Annotated in this window: 3 protein-coding genes; all 3 read left to right on the forward strand. The window is 64.6% G+C overall.

The window, feature by feature from the left end:
* Positions 1-154: 154 nt before the first annotated feature.
* The 3 genes from BLR26_RS12925 to BLR26_RS12935 all read left to right on the forward strand — a co-directional run bounded on the left by BLR26_RS12925 (position 155) and on the right by BLR26_RS12935 (position 13663).
* On the forward strand, positions 155-9421 hold the full coding sequence (locus BLR26_RS12925) for a non-ribosomal peptide synthetase (RefSeq protein WP_093381082.1): 9267 nt from the start codon (positions 155-157) through the stop codon (positions 9419-9421).
* A 69-nt stretch (positions 9422-9490) separates the two neighbouring features.
* Complete coding sequence (locus BLR26_RS12930) at positions 9491-10549, forward strand: TauD/TfdA family dioxygenase (RefSeq protein WP_045194609.1); 1059 nt, start codon at positions 9491-9493, stop codon at positions 10547-10549.
* Between the two features lie 9 nt (positions 10550-10558).
* On the forward strand, positions 10559-13663 hold the full coding sequence (locus BLR26_RS12935; protein ID WP_093381085.1) for a non-ribosomal peptide synthetase: 3105 nt from the start codon (positions 10559-10561) through the stop codon (positions 13661-13663).
* The last annotated feature ends 2 nt before the right edge of the window (positions 13664-13665 follow it).

The following is a 13665-nucleotide window of genomic DNA, read 5'->3' on the forward strand; positions in this document are numbered from 1 at the left end:
CGAGAATCGTAAAACCCGCAGGGTTAGTTGAAAGCAAATGTTTCAAAGCTCCTGGGTCATCAGCCCGATGCGCTTAATTTTCATTCGCGGTCATCCGTTTTTCTTGAATTACCGGGCCTGCAGGCTCGTTGTTCCCCTGGATGGATGAAAGCCGATGAATGCCGAAGATGCCCGCAAGCTTGCCCGCCGATTCATAGAGTTGCCGTTGGAAAAGCGCCGCATCTTTCTTCAGGGGCTGGCCCGCGAAGGGGTCGACTTTGCCCAGTTCCCGATCCCGGCCCAGGTGCCGGTGGCCGGGCAGGGCGGCTTGTCCTATGCCCAGCAGCGCATGTGGCTGTTGTGGCAACTGGAGCCTGGCAGCGCGGCCTACAACCTGCCCAGCGCCGTGCGCCTGCAGGGCAACCTGGATGTCGAGGCGCTGGAACAGGCGTTTGCCAGCCTGGTACAGCGCCACGAAACCCTGCGCAGCGTGTTTGTTCAGCAAGCCGATGAACGCCTGGCGCTGATGCCGGCTGCGCAATGGCCGCAGGTCGAGCACCTGGACCTCGGTGTGCTGGATGCCGCCGAACGTGAACAGCGCGTGCGGACCCTGGCCGAGCAACAGTCGCTGCAGCCCTTCGACCTGGCCCGGGGGCCGTTGCTGCGGGTGCTGCTGCTCAAGCTCAAGGCCGATGAGCACGTGCTGTTGATGACTTTGCACCATATCGTTTCCGACGGTTGGTCGATGAACGTCCTGATTGAAGAGTTCAGCCAGTTGTACGCCGCGCACCTGGGCAAGCAGGTGCCGGCCCTGGCCGCGCTACCCATCCAGTACAGCGATTACGCCCTGTGGCAGCGCTGCTGGCTGGAAGCGGGCGAGAAGCAGCGTCAGCTCGACTACTGGCGCGCGCAGTTGGGCGAGGAGCACCCGCCGCTGGAACTGGCGCTGGATCATTCGCGCCCGGCGTTGCCCAGCTATCGCGGTGCACGCCAGCGCTTGAGCCTGGACCCGCAACTGGCCGAGGCCCTGGGCGCGTTTGCCCGCAGCCAGGGCGTGACCCTGTTCATGCTGCTGCTCGGGGCGTTCAACATTCTCCTGTACCGCTACACAGGTCAGCGTGACCTGCGCGTTGGCGTGCCGATTGCCAACCGCAACCGCAGTGAGATCGAAGGCCTGATCGGCTGCTTCGTCAACACCCAGGTACTGCGTACCCGGCTCGACGGGCAGACGACCGTCAGCCAACTGCTGGCGGCGGTCAAGGACACGGTGTTGGGGGCCCAGTCGCACCAGGACCTGCCGTTCGAGCAACTGCTGGAGGCCTTTGCCCTTGAGCGCAGCCTCAGCCACACGCCGTTGTTCCAGGTGATGTACAACCATCAGCCGCAGGTCGCCGACGTCACCACGCTGCACCTGGCGGGCGGGCTGCAGATGAGCCAGGTCGACTGGCAAAGCCGCACCACCCAGTTTGACCTGAGCCTGGATACCTTTGAGCAGGGCGGGCGTCTGCAGGCTGTAATCACCTACGCCAGCGACCTGTTCGAGGCGCCAACCATCGAGCGCATGGGCCGGCATTGGCAGAACCTGCTGGGTTCGATGCTGGCCGCACCGCACGCGCCTGTCGAGCAGTTGCGCATGCTTGATGTTCAAGAGTTGCAGCGTATCGTCGTCGACTGGAACGCGACATCCGTTGATTATCCACTGCAGCAACCGCTGCACCGGCTGATCGAAGCCCAGGTCGAGCGCAGCCCCCATGCCACGGCGTTGCTGTTTGCCGATCAAACGCTCAGCTATGCCGAGCTCAACGCCCGCGCCAACCAGCTTGCCCATTGCCTGATCGAAGCCGGCATCGGTGCCGACAGCCTGGTCGGCATTGCTGTCGAGCGTTCGCTGCAGATGGTTGTCGGCCTGCTGGCGATCCTCAAGGCCGGCGCCGCCTACGTGCCGTTCGACCCCGACTACCCGGCCGAGCGGCTGGCCTACATGATCGAGGACAGCGGCGTGCGCCTGGTACTGACCCAGGCGTCGCTGACCGAGCGCTTGCCGCTGCAGGCGGTGCAGGTGATGGTGCTGGACCAGGCCGGTGCCTGGCTGGGTGGCTACGCCACGAGCAACCCGAACATCGTCGTCGACCCGCTGCAGCTGGCCTATGTGATTTACACCTCGGGCTCCACCGGCCGCCCCAAAGGCGCCGGTAACAGCCACGCGGCGCTGGTCAACCGGCTGTGCTGGATGCAACAGGCTTATGGCCTGGAGGCCGGCGACACGGTACTGCAAAAAACCCCGTTCAGCTTTGACGTGTCGGTCTGGGAGTTCTTCTGGCCGCTGCTCAGCGGTGCCCGCCTGGCGGTGGCCGCGCCGGGCGAACACCGCGAGCCTGCGCGGCTGATTGCCACGATCGAGCGTTATCAGGTCACTACCCTGCATTTTGTTCCGTCGATGCTCCAGGCATTTATTCATGAGCCGGGTGTCGAGGGTTGTCGCAGCCTCAAGCGTATCGTCTGCAGTGGCGAGGCGCTGCCGGTGGATGCCCAGCAACAGGTGTTTGCCAAGTTGCCGCAGGCCGGGCTTTACAACCTCTACGGCCCTACCGAAGCGGCCATCGATGTCACCCACTGGAGCTGTGTGGACGAGGGCCGCGACAGCGTGCCGATCGGGGTGCCGATCGCCAACCTGCGTACCCTGGTGCTGGATGCTAGCCTCGCGCCCGTACCGCCCGGTGTTGCGGGTGAGCTGTACCTCGGGGGGCAAGGCCTGGCCCGCGGTTATCACCGCCGCCCGGGGTTGACCGCCGAGCGCTTTGTGGTTGACCCGTTTGGCAGTGGCGAGCGCTTGTACCGCACTGGCGATCGTGTGCGACAGCGGGTCGACGGGGTTATCGAGTACCTGGGGCGCTTTGATCATCAGGTCAAGATCCGCGGCCTGCGCATTGAACTGGGCGAAATCGAGGCGCGCCTGGTTCAGCATGCTCTGGTGCGCGAGGCCGTGGTGCTGGCCCCGGAGGGCAAGCAACTGGTGGCGTACCTGGTGTTTGAAGGTGAGGCGCCGGACGACTGGCAAGCCCGGCTCAAGGCCTGGCTGCTGCAGAGCCTGCCCGAGTTCATGCTGCCCAATCACCTGATGGTCTTGCCGGCGTTGCCGCTGACACCCAACGGCAAGCTCGACCGCAAGGCGTTGCCTGCGCCCCAGGCTGCCCCCAAAGGCGCCTACCAGGCCCCGGGCAGTGAACGTGAACGCGCCCTGGCGCAGATCTGGCAGACCCTGCTGGGGCATGAGCGCATTGGTCTGGATGACAACTTTTTTGAGCTGGGCGGTGACTCGATCATTGCCATCCAGGTGGTCAGCCGCGCGCGCCAGGCCGGCCTGCTGCTGGCGCCGCGCGATCTGTTCCAGTACCAGACGTTGCGCAGCCTGGCGCAGGCGGCGCAAGCCGGTACGGTGCGCGAAATCGAGCAGGGGCCGGTGCATGGCGATGTAGCCTTGACCCCGGTGCAACAGGGCTTTTTTGAGCTGTCACTGACGCAACCGGCGCACTGGAACCAGTCATTGCTGCTCAATGCGCGGCAAACGCTGGAGCCTGCGTTGCTGGAAGCGGCGCTCAAGGCGCTGGTCGATCACCATGATGCCCTGCGCTTGCGCTTTGAGCCGCTGGGCGCGAGCTGGCGCCAGTTTCACCAGGCCACGCCAGCGGCCCTTGAGCTGTGGCAGCGTCAGGCCGATACGCCGACCCAGCTACTTGAGCTGTGCGAGGCCGCCCAGCGCAGCCTCGATCTGCAGCAGGGGCCGTTGCTGCGGGCCCTGTTGGTGCACATGGGCGATGGCAGTCAACGCCTGTTGCTGGTGGTTCATCACTTGCTGGTCGACGGGGTTTCCTGGCGGATCCTGCTCGAAGACCTGCAGTCGGCCTATACCCGGTTGCAGGCCGGGCAAGCTGTTCAACTGCCCGCCAAGACCAGTGCCTATCAGGCCTGGTCTGTGCAGCTGCAGGATTACCTCGAGCGTGCCGGCGAGCAACTGCCATATTGGCAAGCGCAGCTTGAGCACGCTGTGGACCTGCCCTGTGACAACCGCCAGGGCACGCTGTACAACCGCGACGCGGCAAGCATTGAAATCCGCCTCGATGTGCAGCACACCCGGCAATTGTTGCAGGACGCCGTGGGCGCTTACCGCACCCAGGTCAATGATCTGCTGCTGACCGCCCTGGCGCGGGCGGTGTGTCGCTGGACGGGGCATGACAGTGCGTTGCTGCAGTTGGAGGGCCATGGCCGCGAAGATCTGTTCGAACACCTGGACCTGACCCGTACCGTGGGTTGGTTCACCAGTATTTTCCCGCTTCGGCTGGTACCCGAGGATGATCTTGGGGCTTCGATCAAATCGATCAAGGAGCAGTTGCGGGCGGTGCCTGATCGAGGCCTGGGCTTTGGCGTGCTGCGTTACCTGGGGAGCGCGCAGCAGCGCGCAAGCCTGGGCGGTGATGCGCTTGCACCGCGGATCACCTTCAACTACCTGGGGCGCTTTGACAGTCAGTTCGACGAGCGCGCCTTGCTGTATCCGGCCAGTGAGCCGGGTGGCGCCGGGCAGGCCAGCGATGCGCCATTGGCCAACTGGCTGAGTATCGAGGGGCAAGTCTATGAAGGGCAACTGGGCCTGCGCCTGACGTTCAGTCAAGCCATGTTCCAGGCAAGTACCGTCCAGGCCTTGGCCGATGCCTACCTCGATGAGCTGCAAGGCTTGATCGGGCATTGCTGCCAGCTGCCAGGCGCGCAGGCGACACCATCGGATTTCCCCCTGGCCAGGCTTGGGCAGGCGCAACTCGATCAGCTTGCGCCGCTGCTCGGCCAGGTCGATGAGCTTTACCCGCTGTCGCCCATGCAGCAGGGCATGCTGTTTCATGCCCTGTACAGCAACAACGGCGCCGAGTACGTCAACCAGTTACGGGTTGACGTCGACGGCCTGGAGCCGGAACGCTTTCGCCAGGCGTGGGAGGCGACGGTGCAGGCCCACGATATTCTGCGCAGTGGTTTTATCTGGGACGGCGGCCTGGCACAGCCGCTGCAGTTTGTCTGCAAGCAGGTCCGGCTTGATCTGCGCGAGCATGACTGGCGCGGCGATGCCGGGCTGGCGTCCAGGCTCCAGGGCCTGGCCCTGAGCCGGCGTCAACACGGCTTCGACCTGCAGGTCGCGGGCTTGTTGAACTTCGATCTGGTGCGCACCGGTGAGCAGCGGCATCACTTGATCTACACCCACCACCATATCCTGATGGATGGCTGGAGTAATGCCAGGCTGCTCGGCGAAGTGCTGGCGCGTTACAACGACCAGCCTGGCGCCTTGCCGGCAAGCCGCTACCGCGACTACATCGAGCATTTGCAGGGTCTTGATGGACGGGCAGCCCAGCAGTTCTGGACTGCGCAGCTGCAGGCGCTGGACGAGCCGCTGCACCTGGCGCGCTACCTGCCCGAAGCGGGCCGGGCACAGGCCCAGGGCCTGCGTGCAAGCCTGGTCCAGCGCTTCGACGCGCAGCACACCGCGCAGCTAAGTGCCTTCGCCCGTCAGCAGAAAATCACCCTCAATACCCTGGTGCAGGCGGCCTGGTTGCTGTTGCTGCAGCACTATAGCGGGCGCCGCAGCGTGGTGGTGGGCACCACGGTGGCCGGGCGCAGCCTGCCGCTGCCGGGGATCGAGCAGCAGATTGGCCTGTTCATCAACACCCTGCCGATCATTGCCAGCCCGCGGCCCGAGCAGACCCTGGCGCAGTGGCTGGAGCAGGTGCAGGCGCTCAACCTTGCGGTGCGCGAGCACGAGCAAACCCCGCTGTTCGAAATCCAGCGCTGGGCGGGGCATCAGGCCCATGCGTTGTTCGACCATATTCTGGTGTTCGAGAACTACCCGCTGACCGAGGCGTTGCAACAACAGCAGGGCCCTCGATTTGGTGCGGTGGCGAACCAGGAGCAGACCCACTACGCGTTGTCGGTGGCGGTGAGCGTGGGCGATGAGCTGCAGCTCGATTACGACTATGCCTGCGACGCCTTCGGCGAGCAGGCGCTGCAGGGCCTGGCCGAGCATTTGCGCACTGTGCTCGAGCAATTGCCGCACGCGTTGTCGACGCCGCTGGGCGAACTGCAGATGTTGGCGCAGGCCGAACGCGAGGCGGTGTTGCAGCGGGCTCAACCTGAGCCGCCGGTGGACGTGCCGCCGTTGGCTATCCATGACTGGGTGCGGCAGCAGGCGGCGCGCACGCCGCAGGCCTGTGCCGTCGAGTATGCCGGCCAGCGCCTGAGCTACGAGCAATTGAACAGCGCAGCCAACCAGTTGGCAGTCCGTTTGCGTGAGGCTGGGGTAGGGGCCGAGGTGGTCGTCGCCATTGCTGTCGAGCGAAGCCTGGAGATGATCATTGGCTTGCTGGCGATCCTCAAGGCCGGTGGCGCCTATCTGCCACTGGACCCCGGTTATCCGCAGGCGCGCATCCGCTTCATGCTCGACGACAGCGCCGCGCGCTTGTTGCTCGTTCAGCCGGGCCTTGCGCTGGACGTGCCGGCGGGCGTTACCCGCCTGGTGCTCGACAGCGCAGCCTACGCCGGGCCGCCAATCGCCGATGTCAGCACCTGCCTGCACCCGGACAACCTGGCCTACATGATCTACACCTCAGGCTCCACCGGCACCCCGAAAGGCGTGCAGGTGCGGCACGGGGCGCTGGCCAATCACATGCACTGGATGCAGCGCACCCTGCAACTGGAGCCTGCCGACCGGGTTCTGCAAAAGACCGCCCTGAGCTTCGACGCTTCGGTCTGGGAGTGCTGGCTGCCATTGATCTGCGGGGCGCAACTGGTCATTGCCGAGCCGGGCTTGTCAGCCGATATGTCCAGGCTCTGGGCCCGGGTCGAAGCGCTGGGCATCACCATTGTCCAGGCGGCGCCCTCGTTGCTGCAGGCGGTGCTGCCGGCGGCGACGGCGCAGAACATGGCCAGCTTGCGCTATCTGATGGCAGGGGGCGAGGCCTTGAGTGCAACCCTGGCCAACCAGCTGTTGCAGCGCTGGCCGGGTACGCTGGTCAACCTCTACGGGCCGACCGAAGCCACCATCGAGGTCACCTTCGCCATGCTCACCGGGGCGCTGGAACGGGTCATGGTGCCGATCGGGCGGCCGCTCGATAACGTCCGGCTGCTGGTTTTGGGGCCGGCCCTGCAGCCAGTGCCTGCGGGCGTGGTTGGCGAGTTGTGCATTGCCGGCGACGCACTGGCGCGGGGTTACCATGCGCGGCCCGGGTTGACGGCCGAACGCTTTGTGCCGGACCCGTTCGCCGCGCAACCTGGCGGGCGCCTGTACCGCACTGGCGATCTGGGCTGCTACGCGGCAGATGGGCAGATCGAGTATGCCGGGCGCGCCGATCATCAAGTCAAGGTCCGTGGCTTTCGTATCGAAACCGGTGAGATCGAGCGTCATTTGCTGGCCGATGCGCGGGTCCGTGATGCGGTGGTTGTGGCCCAGCAAGAGCAAGGTGTACAGCAGTTGGTGGGCTACCTGGTGGGGGCCGACCGGCAGCTGTTCGAGGACGCGGCGCAGGGCCAGCAACTGTGCAGCGAGTTGCGCCAGTCCCTGGCTTTGAACCTGCCGGCGCACATGCTGCCGACACGCCTGAGCGTCATTGCCCATCTGCCCTTGACCCCGAACGGCAAGCTCGACCGCAGGGCCTTGCTGGCGCTGGCCGACAGCAGCGTCGCCAGCAAGCCTTATCGGCCCGCCAGCACCGCGCTGCAGCAGCAGGTCGCCCAGGTCTGGCAGGAGGTCCTCAAGCTTGAGCGGGTCGGGCTCGACGACCAGTTCTTCGAGCTGGGCGGCCATTCATTGCTGGCGACCCAGGTGATCAGTCGACTGCGCCATGAACTGCAGCTGGACCTGCCTTTGCGCGCGCTGTTCGACAGCCCGTCGCTACAGGCATTCGTCGAGCAGTTACCGGCAACCGGAAGCCGACGCGTGCTGCCGGACTTGCATGGGGTCGATGCTTCGCAGCCGCAGCCGCTGTCTTATGCTCAGCAGCGCTTGTGGTTCCTCTGGCAACTTGAACCGCAAAGTTCGATGTACAACATTCCGCGCGCGCTGGAGTTGCTCGGGCCATTTCAGGTCGAGGCCGTGCGCCTGGCCTTCGAAGCCCTGGTTGCGCGCCACGCGGTGCTGCGCACGACGTTCTTCGAGGATCAGGGCGAAAGCTGGCAGCGGGTCCAGGCGCACTTGCCCGTGCCGTTCGAGAGTGTCGACTTGCAGGCCCTGGACAGCGCCAACCGGCAGGTGGTGCTGGCGCAACAGGTGCAGCAAGAGGCCCTGCGTCCCTTCGACCTGCAGCGTGGGCCGCTGCTGCGGGTGCAGTTGCTGTGCACCGAGCCAGAGCGCCACGTGTTGCTGGTGACGCTGCATCACATCGTCGCCGACCACTGGTCGTTTGCCATTTTGATCCGCGAGTTCAGCGCGCTCTACCAGGCATTTGCCACCGGTGTGGCGCCTGGCTTGAGCGCGCCAGGCCTGCAGTACCTCGATTTTGCGGTGTGGCAGCGTCAATGGCTGGCGGCTGGGGAGCATGACCGGCAGTTGCAGTACTGGCAGCAGCAACTGGGCAGCGAGCATTTCTTCACCACCTTGCCGGCCAGTGGCAGCGGCGCATCCGCCGATCAGCAGCAAGACTGCGAGGTGTACGAGTTTGCCCTTGAGCAGGGCTTGAGCGAGCGCTTGCGTCAGTTTGCCAAGGCACAGGGCCTGACCCTGTACATGCTCCTGCTGGCCGGCTTTGCCCTGGTCGTCAGCCAGCGCTGTGGCGCTGCCCGGGTCCGCCTGGGGACGGATGTCGCCAACCGAAATCACGCCGGCGTTGAAGAAATGGTCGGCTTCTTCGTCAATCAATTGGTACTGCAACTCTCGGTGGATCAACAACAGACGATCGGCAGTTTCCTGGCGTCCTGCCGCACCACGGTCATCGGTGCTTCGGACCATCAGGACCTGCCGTTCGATCGCCTGGTGGAGGCGCTGCGGTTGCCGCGTCGTTCAGGCAAGTCGCCGTTGTTCGCGATCAAATTCATCTACCAGGAACAAGGGGCGCAGCCGGTGGCTATCGATGGGCTGCAGATCAGGCCCTGGGCCGCGGGGCAGGCGGCGGCGGAGCTGGACCTGATCGCCGAGTTCGTCAACTCGTCGACGACCATCGGGGTTGGCTTCAAATGCATTGCCGGGCTGTACGAAAGCAATGACATGGCCTGTCTGTTTGCGCAGACGGCCTTGGTACTCGAACAGATGATTCAGGCGCCAGAGCAACCGCTCCAGGCTCTGCTCGACGCCTCGCGGGCCGTGCAGGAGCAGGCCGGCAAGGATCAGGCGCTAGCGCGCAGAACGCAATTGCTGCAGCAGCACCCGATTCGCCGGCGCTCGCCTCAGCGCGCAGGCAGTAACCAGGTGAATTGAAGCAGCGCCCGGACGGATCTATCGGTTGGCTTTGCCGCCAATGTCGAATCAGCGAATGGAAGGTGTTAAATGTCGGATTTCCAGTCTCACGTCATACCGGCACTGGCCAAAGGCAGAAGAAAGAGCCTTGGTGCCAGCGCCCAGCAGTTGGTGGCGTTTTCGCCGCTGCTGGAAGGCGGCTCTATGCCCTTGCTGTGTCGCCCGACCGTACCCGGCGTGGGCCTGGTGCAATGGGCCAGCGAAAACCGCGAACTGATCGAGCAACAGCTGGACAAGCACGCGGCGATTCTTTTTCGTGGTTTCGATGTACAGGACATTGAAACCTTCAACCGCTGTGTCGATGTGATCTCCGGCGGCGCGCTCGAGTACCTGTTCCGGGCTTCGCCACGTACCCAGATTACCCGCAAGTTGAATGTCTACAGCTCCACAGACTACCCGGCGGTGGAGAAGATCTTCCCGCACAACGAGCACTCCTATTCGCCGGTCTTTCCCTTGCACCTGTATTTCTACTGTGACCTGGCGTCACAGACCGGGGGCGAGACGCCCTTGGGTGATACACGGCTGATTCTCGATCGGATCGATCCTCAGGTGCGTGAAGCGTTTGCCCGCAAAGGCGTGCTGTATGTGCGCAACTATGGGGATGGCATGGGCTTGCCGTGGCAGACCGTGTTCCAGACCGAAGACCGCGAGGCGGTTGAAGCCTACTGCCGCAAGATCGGCGTCGAGCCGCAGTGGAAGCCCGGTAACCGGCTGCGCACGCGCCAGCGCGGTCCGGCCATGGTCCGTCATCCGCGTACGGGCGAGACGGTCTGGTTCAATCACGCGACCTTTTTCAATGCGCTGACGCTGCCAGACAGTATCCGCACCAGCCTGCTGGCCGAGTTCGCGCCGATGGACCTGCCGCAGAACACCTTCTTCGGTGACGGCTCGGCAATCCCCGAGCACTACATCACCCACCTGCAACAAATCTATCGAGAGGTCATGGTCGAGTTCCCCTGGCAGCAGGGCGACGTGGTGATTCTCGACAACATTCTTACGGTTCACGCGCGCAACGAATACACCGGGCCGCGAAAAATACTCACTGCAATGGCTATCGCGCTGAACAGCGTCGATGTGGCAATTGGTTAAGGATTCCCCATGAACGCTCCAGTCGACCCTTCCGAAGTTTTCCAGGTTTCCGCCCAGCAAGCGTCCATTCTCGATGCCCAGCAAGCCCGTGGTACGGTCCTCGGCGCCCAGCTGATCATGACGTTCGATGCCCCCATCGATCGCCAGCGGCTCGAGCAGGCGGCGATTGACCTGAGTGAACGGCACGAGATCCTGCGCACCGAGTACCGAAACATGCCGGGGATGAAACGTCCGGTTCAGGTGATTCATGCCCAGCCGCGCCTGTGCCTGCTGTCGGTGGCGCCGGGCACCTTCGAACAGGCGGGTCCAGCGTGCCTGGCGCAATTGGCAAGCCACAGCCTGGTGCTGGGCCTGGGCAGTGGCGAGGATGCACACCGCTTACGAGTCGCTGCGCCCCTGGCGAGCCTGGATGAGGTTGCCCTGGGCTTGCTGGAGGAGCAATTGCGCGCGCTCTACCAGGGGCAGTCGCTGGCCCCCTTCGACGGGTTGCAATACGCCGACTACGCCGATTGGCAGACCGGTCTTGCGCAGGAGGACATCGGCCGCAAGGGGGGCGAGTTCTGGCGCAATCTGTACCGCGACATGCAGGTCGACTCGCGTCTGCCTTATGAACGGCTCACCCCGTTCATGGGGGCATTGCAGCAACACGAGCAGCATTTGCCAGCGGTTGTGCCGGCGCTGCGCACCCTGCGCCAGCAATGGCGACTGGACTCGGACGCAGCATCACTGCTGTTGCTGTGGGGGCTGTTCGTCGGTCGCCTGAGTGGCCGCGAGCATTGGCTGGTGGCCTGCGCAATGAGCGGGCGCAACGAGCAGTTGCACTCTACCCTGGGGCATCTGGCCTGGCGTTTGCCGGTTGCCTTCAGTCGCCAGGCTGATCTGTCCGTGGACGGCTACGCCGAGCACTTTGCCGCGCAGCTGCAGTTGAGCCAGTCCTGGCAGGACTGCTTCAACGAACTGGACATGCTCGGTGGCCAGGGCGCGGGGCTGGACTTCGGTTTTTCCTGGGCTGATCAGCCGCTTGAGGGGGCCCGGCTGGATCGCCCCAGCCTGGAAAAACTCCACCTGCAGGTAGCTCCCAGCGGTGATGATCTGCTGTTGCGCCTGCTGTCGCCGGCCGGCTCGTTCAGCGCCGAACTGGGCCGCGCCTGGCTGGCTCAGTTTGCTGAGTTCGTCACTCAAGCCGTGGCTGACCCCCGGCAAGCAGCACAAAAGGTTGCCCTGGTGGATGCCGCCCAGGCCCGACCGTTGCAGCAGGCACTGGACCGCAGCCAGTCGCTGGGCGAGAGCGCCAGCCGCCAGTTGCACCAGTTGTTCGAGCGCCACGCGCAGCAGCATCCCGAACGGACAGCGATCCAGATCGGCGAGCAGCAGGTCAGTTATGCCCAGCTTGAGCGCCGTGCCAACCAGCTGGCCCGCGTTCTGAACCAGCGCGGAATCGGCCGTGAGGCGATTGTTGGCGTCTACGGCGCACGTTCGGTGGAGATCGTCGTGGCGTTGCTGGCTATCCTCAAGGCGGGAGCGGCGTACCTGCCGCTGGACCCGCAGTATCCGGCGCAGCGCCTGTCCTTCATGCTCGAGGACGCTGGGGTAGAGTGCCTGATTGCCTTGCAGGCGCTTGATCCGGCTATCGCCATGCCGGCGACGACAACCCTGCTCAGCCTGGATGACGAGGCGCTCGATCAGGTCGATGACAGCCCGCTGGCCAGTTGCGGCGAGGCGGATGACCTGGCGTACGTGATCTACACCTCAGGCTCCACCGGCACACCCAAGGGGGTGATGGTCAGCCACGCCAATGCGCTGGCCTCGACCCAGGCGCGGGTGCAGTTCTATCAGCAGCCGGTGCAACGCTTCCTGATGCTCTCGTCGTTCTCGTTCGACAGCTCCGTGGCGGGGATTTTCTGGTCCCTGGGGCAGGGCGGCAGCCTGTGCCTGCCGCTTGAGCAGGCGCACAAGGACCCTCAAGCCATTGCCCAACTGATAGAGCGCCAGGCCATCTCGCACTTTCTCGCCCTGCCGTCGCTGCACGCCCAGGTGCTTGAGCATCTGCAGGCGGCGCCCGCGTTGCGTTGCGCCATTGTTGCCGGCGAGGTCTGTCCTCCCGAGCTGCTGCGCCGCCACCGCCAGGCACTGCCGGGGGTAACGCTGGTCAACGAATACGGGCCCTCGGAGAGCACTGTCTGGTGCTGCGCCTACCAGGTGGCGCCAGAAGATCGCGTTGATCACGAACTGCGCGTCGCCATCGGTGAGCCCATTGCCGGCACTCGCCTGTATGTTCTTGATGATCAACAGCGCTGGGCGGGGGTTGCCCAGGAGGGTGAGTTGTACGTTGCCGGTGCCGGGCTTAGCCGGGGATATCTCAACAGGCCCGGGCTGACGGCCAGTCGCTTCGTTCCGGATCCGTTCGCCAGCGAGCCGGGCCAGCGCTGTTATCGCACCGGCGACCTTGCCTGTGTGCGCGCCGACGGCCTGGTCGATTACCTCGGTCGGCTGGATCATCAATTGAAAATTCGTGGCCACCGCATCGAGCTGGGTGAGATCGAAGCTCTGCTGGGTTCGCAGGAGGGCGTGCGCGAGGCCGTGGCCATCGCCCGCGACACCGCCGCCGGCAAGCAACTGGTGGCTTATGTGGTGTTGGCCGCCATGGCCGATGCGCAGCCGCGGACCGTGCAATTGCTGGGACTGTTGCGAGAGCAGTTGCCTGAGTACATGGTGCCCTCGACGTTGCAGGCGGTGCAAAGCCTGCCCCGTACCCCCAATGGCAAGCTTGACCGGACCGCCCTGGCTGCGCGGGCATTGGACGGTGTTGCCTACGTCGCGCCGGGCAATGAACTCGAGCAATTGTTGGCCGAGGTCTGGCAGGAGGCTTTGCAACTGGAGCGGGTGGGTATCAACGACAACTTCTTTGCCCTGGGCGGGCATTCGTTGCTGGCCACGCGGATTCGTTCTCAGGTTCAGGCGCGGCTCAATGTCACCTTGCCGCTCAAGGTGTTCTTCGAGGGCGAAACCGTGGAGCTGCTGGCCCGGCAGATCGAGATGCACCGTGACGAGGCGGTCAGCGAAGACAAGATCCAGGCGCTCGAAGCGCTGTTTGCCGAGGCTCAGGAGCAATGAGC

Source organism: Pseudomonas sp. UC 17F4, assembly GCF_900101695.1.
GTDB lineage: Bacteria > Pseudomonadota > Gammaproteobacteria > Pseudomonadales > Pseudomonadaceae > Aquipseudomonas.

Bases quoted from the DNA above. Each gene is read 5' to 3' on its own strand.
- BLR26_RS12930 (WP_045194609.1), top strand. From the start codon at position 9,491: ATGTCGGATTTCCAGTCTCACGTCATACCGGCACTGGCCAAAGGCAGA.
- BLR26_RS12935 (WP_093381085.1), top strand. From the start codon at position 10,559: ATGAACGCTCCAGTCGACCCTTCCGAAGTTTTCCAGGTTTCCGCCCAG.
- BLR26_RS12925 (WP_093381082.1), top strand. From the start codon at position 155: ATGAATGCCGAAGATGCCCGCAAGCTTGCCCGCCGATTCATAGAGTTG.